Genomic DNA, 17,056 nt, shown 5'->3' with positions numbered 1-17,056 from the left:
CGGGTTCACGCGCTGGCGAGCGCCACGCTCGCCAGCGCTTCGTAGCGCGCGCCCTGGCGGGCGAGCGTACTCGAATACAGCACGAGAGACGTGAAGCGCAGCGGCGGCAGTGCCTGCGCATCGCACGCGAGCGTCGCCGACGTCGCGTCGTGCGTAAAGCGCGCAACCGTGACGTGTGGACGGAACGCGCGTGCGTCGAGCGGCAAACCCACGTCGAACATCAACGAGCGCACGCGCCAGTCGAGCGCGACGAACGCATCGGACATCGCCAGCACGGCGACCATCAGACGGGGACGCACACGGTTCGGCCAGCACTCGATCTTCGTGACCGGCGTGGGCGGAATCGAGACGGCGTGCTCCTGCAGGCGGTGCGACAGAGTTTCGCCCTGCTCTTTTCCCAGCATCCCGATGAACGCGACCGTCAGGTGCAACTGCGCGTACGGCACGCGCCGCGCGTTGGGCGGAACGGCGAGCACGGCGAGTGCGTCGCGCGAGGGCGCGTCGGGCGTGAGGGCGATGAAGCAGCGCTTCCACGGATCGCTGTTCGAGGCTTCTGACATGGTCGGAGCGGCATTGGTCGCGCGGTTCGCACGCCGTTCGGGCGCAGTTCGGGCGCAGTTCGCTTCATGGTAGCGCGTCGGCGGCCAATGGCTGGCGAACCATGCTGCGTGCGGCGCTTGCCGGGCATCGAAATCGTGCGCGTAAACGAGGAAGCCGGGCCCCCCTCCTCGCATGTCGACCGGAGTCAGCGCTTTGGCGCTTACCCTGATCCCATGCGAAGCTGGTGCCCGGCTTCGTGGTACGACGCTGGTACGGCTCGTCTTCGGCGCGAGGACGTCACGCCAACAGACAAATTAACGCGGCAACTCCGAGCTGCCCATCAGGAACGCGTCGACCGAACGCGCGCACTGACGGCCTTCACGAATCGCCCAGACGACGAGCGACTGGCCACGGCGCATGTCGCCTGCGGTGAACACCCGGTCGACGGACGTGTAGTAAGCCTTCTCGCCTTCGGTCGAGGCGCGCACGTTGCCGCGCGGGTCCTTGTCGACGCCGAACGCTGCGAGCACCTGCGACACCGGCTGCGTGAAGCCCATCGCGAGCAGCACGAGGTCGGCCTTCATTTCGAACTCCGAATCCGGCACTTCGACCATCTTGCCGTCCTTCCACTCGACGCGCGCGGCGACCAGCTTCTCGACCTTGCCGTTCTTGCCCTCGAAGCGCTTCGTCGCGACCGACCAGTCGCGCTGGCAGCCTTCCTCGTGCGACGACGAGGTGCGCAGCTTGACCGGCCAGTACGGCCACACGAGCGGCTTGTTCTCCGCCTCGGGCGGCTGCGGCAGCAGTTCGAACTGCGTCACGCTCTTCGCGCCGTGGCGGTTCGAGGTGCCGACGCAGTCGGAACCCGTGTCGCCGCCGCCGATCACGATAACGTGCTTGCCCTTCGCCAAAAGCTGGCCGGGCAGCTTGTCGCCCGCGTTGACCTTGTTCTGCTGCGGCAGGAAGTCCATCGCGTAGTGAACGCCCTGCAGCTCGCGGCCCGGCACCGGCAGATCGCGCGGCGTTTCCGCGCCGCCCGCGATCACCACGGCGTCGAACTGTTCCTTCAGTTCGTCCGGCGTGATGGTTTCGCGCGCCGTGTTGCCGATGTAGGCCGGCAGCTCGCCCTTGCCGATGAACACGTTGGTGCGGAACGTCACGCCCTCGGCTTCCATCTGGCGCATGCGGCGGTCGATCTGCCACTTCTCCAGCTTGAAATCGGGGATGCCGTAGCGCAGCAGGCCGCCGATGCGGTCGTTCTTTTCGAACACCGTCACCTCGTGCCCGGCGCGCGCGAGTTGCTGCGCGGCGGCGAGGCCCGCGGGGCCCGAGCCGACGACGGCAACCTTCTTGCCGGTCTTGTGCTTCGCGATCTGCGTCGTGACCCAGCCTTCGGCCCACGCTTTATCGATGATCGCGTGCTCGATCGACTTGATGCCGACCGGCTCCTTGTTGATGTTGAGCGTGCACGCCGCTTCGCACGGCGCCGGGCAGATGCGGCCCGTGAACTCGGGGAAGTTGTTCGTCGAGTGCAGCACTTCGATCGCCGACTTCCAGTCCTGGCGGTACACCAGGTCGTTGAAGTCGGGGATGATGTTGTTGACCGGGCAGCCGTTATTGCAAAACGGAATGCCGCAGTCCATGCAACGCGCGCCCTGGATCTTCGCATCCGCATCGGACAGCGCGGCCACGAACTCCTTGTAGTGCTTCACCCGCGTCAGCGGTGCTTCGTACGCCTCATGCTGGCGCTCGTACTCGAGAAAACCGGTTACCTTACCCATTTGGCTCTCGTCTATCCATGAATTCGGTGAGGGGATCGGCGCCCGCGCTTCATACGCTTTGCGCGCTTCATGCTCTGCATGCGCTGCGCGGCGGGCGCCACATCGTCGTTACGTCTTTACGTCGTGCCGTCAGGCGGCGAGCACTTCCTGGCTCGCCTTCTTCGCGCCGATCTCGGCCAGTGCGCGCTTGTATTCCGTCGGGAATACCTTCACGAAGTGCCGGCGCGACGCGTCCCAGTTTTCCAGCAGCACCTTCGCACGCGGCGAGCCGGTGAACTGGAAGTGACGCTCGATGAGCCCCTTGAGCAGCGCCTCGTCGGTCTGGCCCGTGTGCCACAGCGCGCGGTCCACGGTGCGCTCCTGCTCGGCCTGCTGCAACACCGGATCGAGCGTGACCATCGAGCGGTTGCACTTGCCTGCGAACGTGCCGTCCGGGTCGTACACGAACGCGACGCCGCCCGACATGCCGGCCGCGAAGTTGCGGCCCGTCTCGCCGAGCACGACGACCGTGCCGCCGGTCATGTATTCGCAGCCGTGATCGCCCGTGCCCTCGACCACCGCCGTCGCGCCCGAATTGCGCACGCAGAAGCGCTCGCCCGCCACGCCGCGCAGGAAGGCTTCACCCTCGATCGCGCCGTACATCACCGTGTTGCCGCAGATGATGTTTTCTTCGGACTTGCCGCGGAAATCGTTGGTCGGACGGATGATGATGCGACCGCCCGAGAGGCCCTTGCCGACGTAGTCGTTGCCGTCGCCGACGAGGTCCAGCGTGATGCCCTTCGCGAGGAACGCGCCGAAGCTCTGGCCCGCCGTGCCCTTGAACTGGATGTGGATCGCGTCGTCGGCGAGGCCGTCGTGGCCGTACTTCTTCGCGACCACGCCCGAGAGCATCGCGCCGACCGTGCGGTTCACGTTGCGCACCGGCTGAATGAACGAGACGTGCTCGCCGGTCTCGATTGCGGCCCGCGCCTTTTCGATCAGCGTATGGTCGAGCGCGCGCGAGAGGCCGTGATCCTGCGACTCGACATGCAGACGCGCGACTTCGGCGCCCACTTGCGGCTGGTAGAACACGCGCGAGAAGTCGAGCCCCTTCGCCTTCCAGTGCTCGATGCCGCGGCGCGTGTCGAGCAGGTCCGCACGGCCGATGAGGTCGTCGAACTTGCGGATGCCGAGTTGCGCCATGATTTCGCGCACTTCTTCGGCCACGAAGAAGAAGAAGTTGACGACGTGCTCGGGCTGGCCCGAGAACTTCGCGCGCAGCACCGGATCTTGCGTCGCGACGCCGACCGGGCAGGTGTTCAGATGGCACTTGCGCATCATGATGCAGCCTTCGACGACGAGCGGCGCCGTCGCGAAGCCGAATTCGTCCGCGCCGAGCAGCGCGGCGATTGCGACGTCGCGGCCGGTCTTCATCTGGCCGTCGGCCTGCACGCGAATGCGGCCGCGAAGCTGGTTGAGCACGAGCGTCTGCTGGGTTTCGGCGAGACCGAGTTCCCACGGCGAGCCGGCGTGCTTGATCGACGAGAGCGGCGACGCGCCCGTGCCGCCGTCATGACCGGCGATCACGACGTGATCGGCCTTCGCCTTCGCGACGCCCGCGGCCACCGTGCCCACGCCCACTTCCGACACGAGCTTCACCGAGATCGACGACGACGGGTTCACGTTCTTCAGATCGTGAATGAGCTGCGCGAGGTCTTCGATCGAGTAGATGTCGTGGTGCGGCGGCGGCGAGATGAGGCCCACGCCCGGCACCGAGTAACGCAGCTTGCCGATGTACTCCGAAACCTTGTGGCCCGGCAGCTGGCCGCCTTCGCCCGGCTTCGCGCCCTGCGCCATCTTGATCTGGATCTGGTCCGCCGAAGCGAGGTACTCCGCCGTCACGCCGAAGCGGCCCGACGCGACCTGCTTGATCTTCGAGCGCAGCGAATCGCCGTCCTTGAGCGCGATGTCCCGCACGACTTCCTTGCCGATCACGGATTGCAGCGTATCGCCTTCCTTGATCGGAATGCCGCGCAGTTCGTTGCGATAGCGGTTCTCGTCTTCGCCGCCCTCACCCGTGTTCGACTTGCCGCCGATGCGGTTCATCGCGATGGCGAGCGTGGCGTGCGCTTCGGTCGAGATCGAGCCGAGCGACATCGCGCCGGTGGCGAAGCGCTTGACGATTTCCTTCGCCGGTTCGACGTCGTCGATGGAGACCGCGCGCATCGGATCGATGCGGAACTCGAACAGGCCGCGGAACGTCATGTGACGCTTCGTCTGGTCGTTGATGAGGTGCGCGTATTCCTTGTACGTCTGGTACGAGTTGCTGCGCGCCGAGTGCTGGAGCTTGGCGATCGCATCCGGCGTCCACATGTGGTCTTCGCCGCGCACGCGGTAGGCGTACTCGCCGCCCGCATCGAGCATGTTCGCGAGCACCGGGCTGCCGCCGTAAGCGTCGCGGTGCAGGCGAATCGCTTCGTCCGCGACTTCGAAGAGGCCGATGCCGCCGACCTTCGACGCCGTGCCCTTGAAGTACTTGCCGACGAGATCTTCCGCGAGGCCGATCGCTTCGAAGATCTGCGCGCCCGTGTACGACATGTACGTCGAGATGCCCATCTTCGACATGACCTTCTGCAGGCCCTTGCCGACCGCCTTCGTGAAGTTGTAGACCGCCTTCTCCGGCGACAGGTCGCCCTTCAGGCTGGTGGCCAGCTGCGCGAGCGTTTCCATCGCGAGGTACGGGTGCACGGCTTCGGCGCCGTAGCCCGCGAGCAGCGCGAAGTGGTGCGTCTCGCGCGCCGAGCCCGTTTCCACGACGAGACCCGTGCTCGTGCGCAGACCTTGCGACACGAGGTGCGTGTGGATCGCCGAGGTGGCGAGCAGCGCCGGAATCGCGACGTTGTCGCGGTCCGTGCGGCGGTCCGAGACGATCAGGATGTTGTAGCCGAGCTTGACCGCATCGACGGCTTCCGCGCACAGCGAGGCGAGACGCGCTTCGATGCCTTCCTTGCCCCAGGCGACCGGATAGCAGATGTTCAGTTCGTAGGAGCTGAACTTGCCGCCCGTGTACTGCTCGATCGCACGGATCTTCGCGATGTCCTTGAAGTCGAGCACCGGCTGCGACACTTCGAGACGCATCGGCGGGTTGATGTTGTTGGTGTCGAGCAGATTCGGCTTCGGGCCGATGAACGACACGAGCGACATCACCATGTTCTCGCGGATCGGGTCGATCGGCGGGTTCGTGACCTGCGCGAAGAGCTGCTTGAAGTAGTGATAGAGCGTCTTGTTCTTGTTGGACATGACCGCCAGCGGCGAGTCGTTGCCCATCGAGCCGATCGCCTCTTCGCCGGCCATCGCCATCGGCGCCAGCAGGAACTTGATGTCTTCCTGCGAATAGGCGAACGCCTGCTGACGGTCGAGCAGCGTGGCTTCGGCGCGCGCGGTCGCGACGTCTTCCGCCTTCGGCTCGATCTCGTCGAGCTTGATGCGCACGGCGTCGATCCAGCTCTTGTACGGCTTGGCGTTCGCCAGGTTGTCCTTGAGTTCCTTGTCGTCGATGATGCGGCCGTGCTCCATGTCGATCAGGAACATCTTGCCCGGCTGCAGACGCCACTTCTTGACGATCTTCGATTCGGGGATCGGCAGCGTGCCCGCTTCGGACGCCATGATGACGAGTTCGTCGTCGGTGACGATGTAGCGCGCCGGACGCAGGCCGTTACGGTCGAGCGTCGCGCCAATCTGACGGCCGTCCGTGAAGGCGATCGCGGCGGGGCCGTCCCACGGCTCCATCATCGCGGCGTGGTATTCGTAGAACGCGCGGCGGTTCTCGTCCATCAGCGTGTGTTGCTCCCACGCTTCGGGAATCATCATCATGACCGCGTGCACGAGCGGATAGCCCGCCATCACGAGCAGTTCGAGACAGTTATCGAACGATGCCGTATCCGACTGGCCCGGATAGATCAGCGGCCAGAGCTTCGGCAGGTCGTCGCCGAGCACGTGCGAGGCGATCGCGCCGGTCCGCGCGTTCAGCCAGTTCACGTTGCCCTTCACGGTGTTGATTTCGCCGTTGTGGGCGATCATGCGGTACGGGTGAGCCAGTTCCCACGCCGGGAAGGTGTTCGTCGAGAAGCGCTGGTGCACGAGCGCCAGCGCCGAGACGACGCGCTCGTCTTGCAGGTCGCGGTAGTACACGCCGACCTGGCCCGCCAGCAGCAGGCCCTTGTAGACGACCGTGCGCGCCGAACAGGACGGCACGAAGTATTCCTTGCCGTGCTTGAGCTTGAGCGCCTGGATGCGGTGGCTCGCGGTCTTGCGGATCACGTAGAGCTTGCGTTCGAGCGCGTCCGTGACCATCACGTCCTTGCCGCGGCCGATGAAGATCTGGCGGATCAGCGGCTCGCTCGCCTTGACGGTGGGCGAGATCGGCATCGCATGGTCGACCGGCACATCGCGCCACCCGAGCACCACCTGGCCTTCGGCGCGCACCGTGCGCTCAAGTTCCTGTTCGCACGCGAGGCGCGAGGCGTGTTCCTTCGGCAGGAAGATCATGCCGACGCCGTATTCGCCAGCCGGCGGCAGCGTCACGCCTTGCTTGGCCATCTCTTCGCGATAGAAGGCGTCCGGAATCTGGATCAGGATGCCCGCGCCGTCGCCCATGAGCGGATCGGCGCCGACGGCGCCCCGATGGTCGAGATTTTCGAGAATCTTCAGCCCTTGCTGAATGATTTCGTGGCTCTTCTTGCCCTTGATGTGGGCGACGAAGCCGACGCCGCAAGCGTCGTGTTCGTTTTGCGGGTCATAGAGACCTTGCGCGGCGGGCACCGCGGCGCGCTGCTGGTGATCGTTCATAGGGACGCCGTCCAAGAATGGCCAATGGCTGGCCGTTGATTCCGTCTTTTAGTTTCCCGCCGCTTGCGTGACCGCGGTACGGCGTTGCGCGGGCGATGCGGGCTTCCCGCGTCGTGCGCCGAGGAGAGCCGAAAGGCGAATATACGCGACGAATCAAGGGCATGCAAATAAAACCGCTTGGTCGAACCCCAATTATCGAGATGGTGCATGTGTGCACCATTTTATTGGGGACATATTTAAATAGAGTTAAAGAAAACGGCATCCGGAGATGCCGTTTCTTGCGTAAGTCGTTGATCCTGAAGCCGATCAGTGCGGCCCGGCGCCCGGTTTGCGCTCCTCGTGAGCGGGCGATGAACTCGTCGTGCTGCCGCTGCCCGAAGCCGCCGTCCCGCTCGACTGGCCAGCCGAACTGTCCGAATGCACACCCTGATGTCCGCCTGGATGCGCCCCCGCATCGCTGCCGGGGTGACCGCCCGATGCGCTGCTAGAACCCGGAGCGGTCGAAGACGGCGCATGATGCGCTCCCGATTGTCCAGGCTGCGGCGATGCAGCTGCGGCTACCGGTGCACCTGCAGCCGGAAGCGGCGCCTCACGCACCTTGCGCGGCCGCCCGCGCGGCAGCGGCGACACACGCCGGTTCGCCGAGCGGGACGCCCAATCGCGATAGGTATCGCTGCCGAGCACCCAGCCCTTGAGGGTCGCCTGCATCAACTGCGAGGTCTCGCGTTCGTCGAGCGTTTGTTCGCACAACTCTCGATAGGCGCGCTGACGCTCGAACGGCGTGTTGCCGAGTGCCCAGTAGAGCGGGTGGTCGGTGATGAGGCTGTCGACGGTGAGCCCGATGTGATGCCGGTAGCTCGACCACCGGTAGTCATCAGGAATCCCGACGAGATGGTTGCGCACCGGCGCGAGTTCGACGACGCGGCTCGCCAGCAGGAAAAAGCGCTCGCCCTCGATTACCGTCGCGCGGTAGCGGCCCTCCCACAACGTGCCGCGCCGCGCATAGCGCCGGTTGAAATGCGCCACGTAGCGCCGGCCAACCGCCTGCATTGCCTTCGGCAGACTCGATTCGTCGGATGGGGTGACGAGCAGTTGCACCGCGCCGGGCATTAACACCCACGCGTGAACCGCCAGATGATGATCGCGCGCCGCCGCTTTCAGGCAGTCGATGAAAAGCTCGTAATCCTGTTCATCGACAAATGCAGGCTGTTGGTCGAGCCCGCGAAGGATCACGTGCTGCGGCTGATCAGGAACATAAAGACGTGCAAGCCGTGCCATGCTCGATTTTCCATTTGTCCGTTGGTGAATACCCGCAGACCCGCCAAGCCGCACGGACGCTCGTCGCGCCGTGGTGCGGCTTTGGCGGAAACCTCGCGGCGCTTAGGGAGATGCTTCTAGTGGTCGCATATGGTCTGATGGAAGCCTTTTGTTCATAATGTGCGGGCCTTTAATGGAGGAGAACCCAAAATGAAATTAAAACAGACGCTGGCGGGTATCGCCGCGCTCGCCGTTGTGTCGGCAGCACACGCTCAATCAGCTCACACGCTTTACGTCACGACCGGGTGGTTCCATTTCGCACCGCAGGACTCCAGTGACCCGCTCAAAATCGACAGCGTTGCTGGCTTTCCCGTCAACGCAAGCCTTCCCGGCACCGGCGCCAGCATCGGCAACGCCGACACGGCCGGAGTGAGCCTCGGCTACTTCATCACCGACAACATCGCCGCTGAAGCCGAACTTGGCATTCCTCCGAAATTCGACCTCTCTGGTTCCGGCTCGCTCTCCTCGTTCGGCAAGATCGGCGAGGCGCGCCTCTGGGCTCCGGCATTGCTGCTCAAGTACTACTTCAACAAGGCCGACTCGAAGTTCCGCCCGTATCTCGGCGTCGGCGCCACGTACACCTGGTTCACGGGCGACAAGATCACGAACAACAACTTGACCGGCACCATTGGGTACGCGGGTACACAAGCCCTTGCTCCTTATGGCGTCACACCGAGCCCGGGCGCTCAGACCAGCGTTACGACAACCAATTCCTGGGCACCTGTCTTTAGCGCGGGCTTCAACTACAACTTCACGAAGCACTGGTTCGCGGGCTTCTCGCTGTCGTACATCCCGGTCAACGTGACCGCCAAGCTCGACACCACCACCCGAACGGGCGTCCACGTCCGCTCCGAAGCCAAGATCCACCTGAACCCGATCGTTACCTACCTCAAGGTCGGTTACGCATTCTAGGCGCCGCTGCTTCAGCCGCTGCCTGATCCGCGAGCCCTCCGCCCTGCCCTTGCGGCGCCCGGCGGAGGCGCCTCCTCCCACCCACCGGTTTGTCACCACAATCGTGCAAGTTTTCTCTGATTCTATGCCTCTGAGAAAAACCGTGCTGTCCCCGTAATCACCAATTACACACTAAGCCGAAGAACGCCGTCTGCCGCGCGCACGCGACCAGACCGCGTGAGCACGCTCGCGCGGCGGGTACAGGAATTGCGCAATACTTTCCAACTCCCGCGTCCAGTTATTTCGTGGACGCAGCCAGTCATTGACCCTGCGTTTTCAACAACGGAGCGATTCATGAGCGCATTCCCAAATACGCGAGATGCAATCGGGGAGTCCTGGAGCAAGACGGGCCGCCACGCGCGCCGCATCGCGCGCCGCAGCCGCAATGCGGTGGCCGACATCGCCGACGAGTTGCGCGACCTGCTCGCCGAGCTGGAAACAACGCTTGGCGAGGGCACCCAGGCCGATGCCGCAGCGCTGCGCGAGGATGTGCGCAAGCGTCTCGACGCAGCGCGCGAACGCCTGGAAGTAGCGCGCACCGTGGCGCGCGAGCGGGCCGACGAAGCCTTCAGCAACGCAGATGACTACGTGCATCGCAATCCCTGGCAGTCGATTGCCATTGCGGGTGGTCTGGCGTTGATCGTGGGTGCATTGATCGCGCGTGGCCGACAGGAAGGTTGACGGCTCGCCGTTCAGACGACTCAGACGACTCAGACAATTCAGTCGCCGAGCGCGTGCGGGCCGATCAGATCGATACGGTCCGTGCAGATCGTATCGACGCCCCAGTGCGCGAGACACCGCGCACGCTCGAGGTCGTTCACCGTGTAGGCGAGGATGTACAGGCCCGCAGCCTTGATACGTGCAACGAGCGCTTCATCCAGATGCCGGTGGCTCGCGTGCAGCGAGACGCAACCCAGGTCGCGACAGCGCTCGCGCCAGTCGCCCGGCACATGCTCGAACAGCAGGCCGCGCGGCAGGTCCGGTGCGGCGTCGCGCGCAACCTCAAGCGCCTCGAACGAAAACGATGACAGCAAGGGCGGCGGCATCGCGCCCGCCCACAACTGCGCGGCCTCGGCCGCCACGACGCGACCGGTTTCGATCTCGCGCCGCGGACATGGCTTGATCTCCACATTCGCCGCGAGTCCCGCTTCACGGCAGTACGCAGCAATCTGCGCGAGCGTCGGCATCCGCTCGCCCGCATATTCTGCACCGCGCCAGCGTCCGGCATCGAGCGCCGACATTTCGGCGTAGCTCAGCCGCGCTGCCGCGCCGTGTCCGTTCGTCGTGCGATCGACGGTGTCGTCATGCAGGAGGAAGACGATGTCGTCGGCGGAGAGTTTCGCGTCGAACTCGACCATCCGGTGTCCGAGTCGCGCGCCGGTACGCATGGCTGCGAGCGTGTTCTCAGGCGCAAGCGTGCCGCCGCCACGGTGTGCGCAAACGCGCGGATACGGCCAGAGTTTCATAGGATGGGCATCGCATGGGCTCCCGGATCTGACGACGGCATCTGACAACACCAACGGCCAGCATCAATCGACATCGGAAGCCGTCAGACTTCCTCCGGAACGACGAAGAGCCGCCGATACTCCTTCAGCGCATACCGGTCGGTCATCCCGGCGATGTAATGCGCGATCAGGCGCGGCTGCGCCTCGGTCTCCGGCGACTGGTAATCGGGCGGCAAGAGGCGCGGATCGTCGGAAAACGCTTCGAACAGCCCCTTCACCACGCGCTGCGCCTTGTTCGCCATGCGCATCACGCGATAGTGGCGATAGAGGTTTGCGTACAGGAAGCGCTTGAGCGCGGTTGCCTGCACCGCGACGCCCTCGCTGTGCGCGACGAGTGGCGGCGCGGCGCGCACCTCGTCGAGCGACTGCGGCGTGTATCTGGCCAGATTGCGGCTCGTCTGCTCGATGAGATCGACGATCAGCGTGTTGATCACACGCCGCACGGTCTCGTGGATCAGACGGCGTCCCTCGATTTTCGGGAATTCGCCGCGCGCGGCTTCGTAGTGCGTCTGCCAGAGCTCGACTTCGGCCAGTTGCTCGATGGTGATCAGGCCCGAGCGCAGACCGTCGTCGACGTCGTGATTGTTGTAGGCGACTTCGTCGGCAATGTTGGCGATCTGCGCCTCGATCGACGGCTGACGCCCGTGCAGGAAACGCTCGCCGAGATCGCCGAGCCGCCGCGCATTCTCGCGCGAGCAGTGTTTGAGAATGCCCTCGCGCGTCTCGAAGCAGAGGTTCAGACCGTTGAACGCACCGTAATGCTCTTCGAGTTCGTCGACAACGGCGAGGCTCTGCAGGTTGTGCTCGAAGCCGCCGTGGCCGCGCATGCAGTCGTTGAGCGCGTCCTGTCCCGCATGGCCGAACGGCGTATGCCCAAGATCGTGCGCAAGCGAGATTGCCTCGACAAGATCCTCGTTCACGCGCAGGTTGCGCGCAATCGAACGGGCGATCTGGGCAACTTCGATGCTGTGCGTGAGCCGCGTGCGAAAGAGATCGCCCTCATGGTTCACGAACACCTGGGTCTTGTATTCGAGCCGCCGAAACGCCGTGGAATGAACGATGCGGTCGCGATCGCGCTGAAACTCGCTGCGCGCGGCGGGCGGCGGCTCGGGATAGCGCCGTCCGCGCGACTGTGACGCGTGCGCTGCGTACGGCGCGAGACCTGCCTCCAGCATGGCGACCCGCGACGCGTACGCGACGTCAGCCGGGCCGTTTGAAGTGTCGTTGCGCGTGTCGTTGCGAATGTCGCTCACCAGGGTTCTCCGCAAGAGTGGGCAGACCGGCGGCGCTCAGCCCACCGTCGTGGCAGCGAGTGTGGCCTGAACGGCTTCGTCCGGTGCGCGGGTGATCAGCGTGTCGCCGAACCGTTTCAGCAGGATGAACTTGATCGCACCGCCCTCGGCCTTCTTGTCGACCTGCATCAGCTCGACATAGCGCGCAGCGCCCAGCGCGGGCGCGCGCACGGGCAGCTTCGCCGCGTCGATCACGCGCACGAGGCGCGCACGCGAAGCTTCGTCCAGATGACCGAGCCGCACCGACAGGTCCGCCGCCATCGCCATGCCGCAACCGACCGCTTCACCGTGCAGCCATTCGCCGTAGCCGAGGCCCGCCTCGATTGCGTGGCCGAACGTGTGGCCGAAATTGAGAATGGCGCGCAGGCCGCCTTCGCGCTCGTCGGCGGCCACCACCGACGCCTTGATCTCGCACGAGCGCTTCACCGCGTGAACGAGCGCCTCTGGTTCGCAGCGGTTCAGCGCATCGACATGAGTTTCGATCCAGTCGAAGAATTCGGCATCGGCAATCGCGCCCGTCTTGATCACTTCGGCGATACCCGCCGCCAGCTCGCGCGCCGGGAGCGTACGCAGCACGGCAATGTCCGCGATCACGGCCTGCGGCTGATAAAACGCGCCGATCATGTTCTTGCCGAGCGGGTGATTGATCCCCGTCTTGCCGCCCACCGACGAATCGACCTGCGAAAGCAGCGTGGTCGGGACCTGGATGAACGGCACGCCGCGCATGTAGCACGCGGCGGCAAACCCGGTCATGTCGCCGGTCACGCCGCCGCCGAGCGCGATCAGCGTCGTCTTGCGGTCGGCGCGCGAGGTGAGGAGCGCGTCGAAAATCTGGTTGAGCGTCTCCCAGTTCTTGTGCACCTCGCCATCGGGCAGCACGACGGTATGGACGTCCTTGCCGAGCGGCGCGAGCGCCGTGCGTAGCGCGTCGCCATACAGCGGATCGACGACGGTGTTCGTCACGATCGTTACCGACTTGCCTGCGATATGCGGCGCAAACAGCGCCGTCTGGCCGATCAGGCCGGCACCGATATGGATGGGGTAGGCGCGCTCGCCCAGTTCGACGTTGACAGTAATCATGCTAGCCATTATCGCTGACGCGCCCTGGGCGCGCCGGGGTTCGGATGACGCCGGCCATGTCAAGCTGCATCAGCACCATGTTGACGAGCCCGTTGACGGAAGGCCGGCCGGTTTCGATCACGAAGTCGGCGATTTCGCGGTAAAGCGGATCGCGGACTTCATAGAGCGCTTCGAGCCGTGCTTTGGGATCTTCGGTCTGCAGGAGCGGGCGGTTCTTGTCGCGCCGCGTACGCAGCCACAGATCGTGTGGATTGGCACGCAGATAGACGACGAAGCCGCGTTCCTTGAGCGCCGCGCGGTTCTCTGGCCGCAGCACGGCGCCGCCTCCGGTCGCCAGTACGATGTCCTCGCGGGCAGTCAGTTCGTCGATCACCTGGGCTTCGCGCTCGCGAAAGCCCGCTTCGCCTTCCAGTTCGAAGATCACGGGAATGCGCGCACCGGTGCGTGCCTCGATCTCATGGTCGGAGTCGAAAAACGGCCGCCCCAGCCGGCGCGCGACTGCCCGGCCCACGGTCGTCTTACCGGCGCCCATGAGCCCGACAAAAAAAACATTGGCGTTTGCATCCCGCACTTGCTGCGTTTCCTCGATAGGGTTGGTGCCGCAGCTTACTGGCAAAGCTGCGGGGTTGTCGAGCCTGCGGCTCGTAACTGGGGCCGATTCGCTGGGGGTCAGTTCGCCGGGGTCAGTTCGCCGGGTCAATCCGGTTCAATGACGCGCGGCGTAATGAACACCACAAGCTCGCTGCGCTGGCCGCGATGTGCACGGTGCGAAAAAAGCGCGCCCAGGATGGGTATTTTGCCCAGGAGCGGCACGCGCGTCACATCATCCCGGTCGCCGGTCGCATCGATCCCGCCAATCGACACCGTGCCGCCGTCTTCGATCTCGACGCGCGTCTGAACGTGTTTCGTGTTGATCGCGGGCCCGGCGGCGGTCTGCTCGCCGACGCTGTCCTTCGCGACATCGAGATCGAGGATGACACGGCCGTCCGGCGTGATTCGCGGTTCGACCTCCAGTTTCAGGCTTGCGCGGCGAAACTGCACGCCCGAGACGCCCTGCCCGACCTTAGCCTGATACGGCAGCTCGGTGCCCTGCTCGACGACGGCGCGCGTGCGATCAGCGGTCACGACACGTGGACTCGACACGACTCGCCCGCGTCCCTCGGCTTCGAGAGCGCTCAGCTGGATGTCGAGCAGGCGTGTCGCGCGCGCCGCAAGCAGCGACAGGCCGAGTTGCGCTGCGTCGAAGCCTGCAAGCGGGCCTGCGGAGAGATCGTAGGCCGTGCCGTCCTTCCCGCCTTGCACGCCGTGCGTGGTGGCCTGCGAGGTGGCCTGCGAGGTGGCCTGCGCGCTGCCGTTCGTGCTTCCGTTCGCGCCGCCATCCGCATTGGCCGGCGTCACGCCGAGGCGTACCCCCAGTTCGCGCGAGAGCCCCTCGTCGCCCTCGACGATGCGCGCTTCGATCAGCACCTGGCGCGCAGGCGCGTCGAGCATCGGAATCAGTTCGGCGATCTGGTCGAGGCGCGCGGGCAGATCCGTCACGAACAGCAGGTTGGTGCGGGCGTCTGCCACTGCCGCACCGCGTTTCGACAACGCGCGCTGGGCGCCCGAGCCGGTCAGCAGACGCCGCAGATCCTCGGCGCGCGCGTAGTGCAGCTCGAACGCGCGGCTCGCCAGCGGTTCGAGTTCCGCAGCCCGGGCGTGCGCCTCGAAGCGCTGCCGCTCGCGCGCAGCGAGTTCAGCGGTCGGCGCGACCCAGATCACGCCGCCAGCGCGTTCCATCGCGAGGCCGTTCGCCTTCAGCAGCAGATCGAACGCGGTGCGCCACGGCACGCGGTCCAGCCGCAGCGTTACCTGGCCGCGCACGCGCTCGCTCGCGACGATATTCAGCTTCGTGAATGCCGCGAATGTATTCAGCACGGCGGAAAGCTCCGCGCGCTGAAAATTCAGCGTGATCGGGCGATCGGGCGGAAGGCCGTCGTCTGACTGCGCGGGATCGCCGAGCCGCAGCGGAGCACGTAACGGCACAGGCGGACCTTCGAGCTGCGTCGCCGCCTGGGCTGCGCCACTGTTTGCTTCTGATGCGGTGGCGGGCGGAACCGCCTGTGAATTACGCGGCGTTTCAGTTGCCTCGCTCAACCCGGCGGCAGACGGATTTTCACCGTCGCCCTTAGCGACAAACGGATTTGCGGTCCATCCCGACGCATCGCGAGAATCGCCCGGCGCAGGCAGCGGCGCAGCGACGTGGCGTTCGACCGCCGCCCCCGCGTCCAGTGACGACACCGGCTGCGGAAGCGGGACGGCGGAAATCGCATCAGCCGCAAAGCACGTGCCACAGAACATCAACACCATCGCTCGCACGACCTTCACTTCACCTCCTCGGCCCAGGTCAAGGTCTGACTCGTCCCACCCGAGGTGAGAACCACACGCGATGTCTCGATACGTTCGACGCGAGCGCCCGCGAACATCTGCCCGACCTGCACGGCCTTTGTGCCGGACGCGGATTCGATAAGCGCGATACGGCCCGCGCGGTCCTGAAGCACGCCGGTCAACCGCAGCGAGCCGTCGCCCGTGCCATCGGCGATGCTGTTCGCAAACGGATCGAACGTCACCCGGTCCGAGACGCTGCCTGTTGTGCCGGGTTGCGCGGGCGGCAGACCGTCGAATACTTGCAACGTCGCGGCAACAGAAAGACGCTCACCGTTGCGCTTGATCGTGAGTTCACCCGGCACGACAAGCTCCGGCTGCATCGAGAGACCGGCGAGAAACGCTCGCACTTGCGAAAAGCTTCCTTGCGCGACGAGTTTCATTGCCTGGAAGCTTTCCGCACCGGCGCCGCCCGAACCGGAAGGCTCAAGCGTTGACAGGGCCAGTCCAGCATTCGCGGTCAACCCGGAAACCCGCCTCACCTCGTCGGCTGCCGAGTTCTTGAGATTTCCATACGTCGCCCCCGATCCTGCTTGCCTGAGCGATTGAGTGAGCACCGGCAAGCGTGCAACGGCGCGTTGCGCGTCGGCCAGCGCATGTTCGGCCTCGTGCAGCTCGCTTCGGGCCGCACGCACGCCGACGAAATCCACGGCGACACAGGCGACACCGGCGCTCAACGCCGCCGTAAGCGCAAGCGCAGCCGCAACACCAGTGCGCCGCCGCACGCTCCACGCGTGCACACGCATCCAGTCGCGCAGCGCCTCGAAGCCCACGTACGCCGTTAAGCCGTGATGCGTCATCAGCACGCCACTCATTCCGGATTCCTCACTTTCATTCGCGAGGTGCTTTCCGCCGATTGCGCCGGGGCGGCGGTGCCGTGCCAGGCGAGCCGGGTGATCACGCGAATCGGATCGTCGTCGGCGCTCGTCCGCGGCTTCGCATTCCCGGCCTGCTGCGCGCGCTTGAATTCACGCACGTTCACTGACTCGACATCAGGCACCTGGCGCAGACGCTCGAGCCAATCGGCGATGACGTTCTCGCTTGCGAGTGCGGCGTGTAGATGGGTTTCGTCGCCGCGATGCTCGATCTGGTGCAGCGCGACGCCAACCGTTCCCGCACTGGCCAGTGCGTCGAGCAGCGCAACCATGCGTATCAGCGGCTTGCCGTGCTGTTCGGTCAGTCGCGCGGCTGCCTGCTGCGCCGCGGCTGCGCTGGCGAGGCGCTGCGCTTCGGCATACGGCGCCCGCAATGGCGCCATCGACTGCTCAACGACAAGGCGATGCGCTTCGACGCGACTGCGCTGCCACATCTGCCAACCCACCACCGGGGCCGAAAAGGC

12 protein-coding genes and 1 pseudogene are annotated in these 17,056 nt (G+C 65.3%); 2 read left to right on the top strand and 11 right to left on the bottom strand.

Annotated elements, in window-relative coordinates; genetic code table 11:
- Window positions 1-5 precede the first annotated feature (5 nt).
- The 4 genes and pseudogenes from thpR to ACFPTO_RS21305 all read right to left on the bottom strand — a co-directional run.
- Window positions 6-560: an RNA 2',3'-cyclic phosphodiesterase gene (thpR, locus tag ACFPTO_RS21320; protein ID WP_377714456.1), complete on the bottom strand. Its 555-nt coding sequence runs from the start codon at window positions 558-560 to the stop codon at window positions 6-8.
- A gap of 294 nt (window positions 561-854) precedes the next feature.
- Window positions 855-2,321, bottom strand: coding sequence for a glutamate synthase subunit beta (locus tag ACFPTO_RS21315; protein ID WP_377714454.1), 1,467 nt, complete (start codon window positions 2,319-2,321; stop codon window positions 855-857).
- A gap of 129 nt (window positions 2,322-2,450) precedes the next feature.
- Window positions 2,451-7,148 (bottom strand): glutamate synthase-related protein, encoded by a 4,698-nt coding sequence (locus tag ACFPTO_RS21310; protein WP_377714452.1) that lies wholly within the window; start codon window positions 7,146-7,148, stop codon window positions 2,451-2,453.
- Window positions 7,149-7,724: 576 nt separating this feature from the next.
- Window positions 7,725-8,426 (bottom strand): annotated as a pseudogene (locus ACFPTO_RS21305) (transposase); the annotation flags it as partial.
- Between the two features lie 189 nt (window positions 8,427-8,615).
- Between ACFPTO_RS21305 and ACFPTO_RS21300 the strand changes: the two are divergent.
- Both ACFPTO_RS21300 and ACFPTO_RS21295 read left to right on the top strand, forming a co-directional pair.
- Entirely contained in the window at window positions 8,616-9,377 is a 762-nt protein-coding gene (locus ACFPTO_RS21300; protein WP_377714451.1) for an OmpW/AlkL family protein, read from the top strand.
- Between the two features lie 333 nt (window positions 9,378-9,710).
- Window positions 9,711-10,097 carry an ElaB/YgaM/YqjD family protein gene (locus tag ACFPTO_RS21295; RefSeq protein WP_377714449.1) on the top strand — a complete coding sequence of 129 codons (387 nt, stop codon included), beginning with the start codon at window positions 9,711-9,713 and terminating at the stop codon, window positions 10,095-10,097.
- A 38-nt stretch (window positions 10,098-10,135) separates the two neighbouring features.
- Here the strand turns inward: ACFPTO_RS21295 and ugpQ are convergent, their stop codons facing one another.
- The 7 genes from ugpQ to ACFPTO_RS21260 form a co-directional block, all read right to left on the bottom strand.
- A complete protein-coding gene (gene ugpQ, locus ACFPTO_RS21290) occupies window positions 10,136-10,882 on the bottom strand; it encodes a glycerophosphodiester phosphodiesterase (protein ID WP_377714447.1) in 747 nt (248 codons plus the stop codon).
- 83 nt (window positions 10,883-10,965) lie between these two features.
- Window positions 10,966-12,165: a deoxyguanosinetriphosphate triphosphohydrolase gene (locus tag ACFPTO_RS21285; protein WP_377714539.1), complete on the bottom strand. Its 1,200-nt coding sequence runs from the start codon at window positions 12,163-12,165 to the stop codon at window positions 10,966-10,968.
- 45 nt (window positions 12,166-12,210) lie between these two features.
- Window positions 12,211-13,293: a 3-dehydroquinate synthase gene (gene aroB / locus ACFPTO_RS21280; RefSeq protein ID WP_465262960.1), complete on the bottom strand. Its 1,083-nt coding sequence runs from the start codon at window positions 13,291-13,293 to the stop codon at window positions 12,211-12,213.
- Between the two features lies 1 nt (window position 13,294).
- On the bottom strand, window positions 13,295-13,825 hold the full coding sequence (locus tag ACFPTO_RS21275; RefSeq protein ID WP_377714537.1) for a shikimate kinase: 531 nt from the start codon (window positions 13,823-13,825) through the stop codon (window positions 13,295-13,297).
- Between the two features lie 164 nt (window positions 13,826-13,989).
- Entirely contained in the window at window positions 13,990-15,642 is a 1,653-nt protein-coding gene (locus ACFPTO_RS21270; protein ID WP_377714536.1) for a type IV pilus secretin PilQ, read from the bottom strand.
- Between the two features lie 14 nt (window positions 15,643-15,656).
- Window positions 15,657-16,532 carry a hypothetical protein gene (locus ACFPTO_RS21265; RefSeq protein ID WP_377714443.1) on the bottom strand — a complete coding sequence of 292 codons (876 nt, stop codon included), beginning with the start codon at window positions 16,530-16,532 and terminating at the stop codon, window positions 15,657-15,659.
- Window positions 16,529-17,026, bottom strand: a complete 498-nt coding sequence (locus tag ACFPTO_RS21260; protein ID WP_377714441.1) for a hypothetical protein — start codon at window positions 17,024-17,026, stop codon at window positions 16,529-16,531. Before ACFPTO_RS21260 ends, ACFPTO_RS21265 begins: the two co-directional genes overlap by 4 nt.
- Window positions 17,027-17,056 lie beyond the last annotated feature (30 nt).

It is taken from the genome of Paraburkholderia denitrificans (assembly GCF_042655705.1).
Classification (GTDB): domain Bacteria; phylum Pseudomonadota; class Gammaproteobacteria; order Burkholderiales; family Burkholderiaceae; genus Paraburkholderia; species Paraburkholderia denitrificans.
The sequence above is the reverse complement of the archived record's forward strand: the minus strand, read 5'-3'. Positions and strand labels throughout refer to the sequence as shown.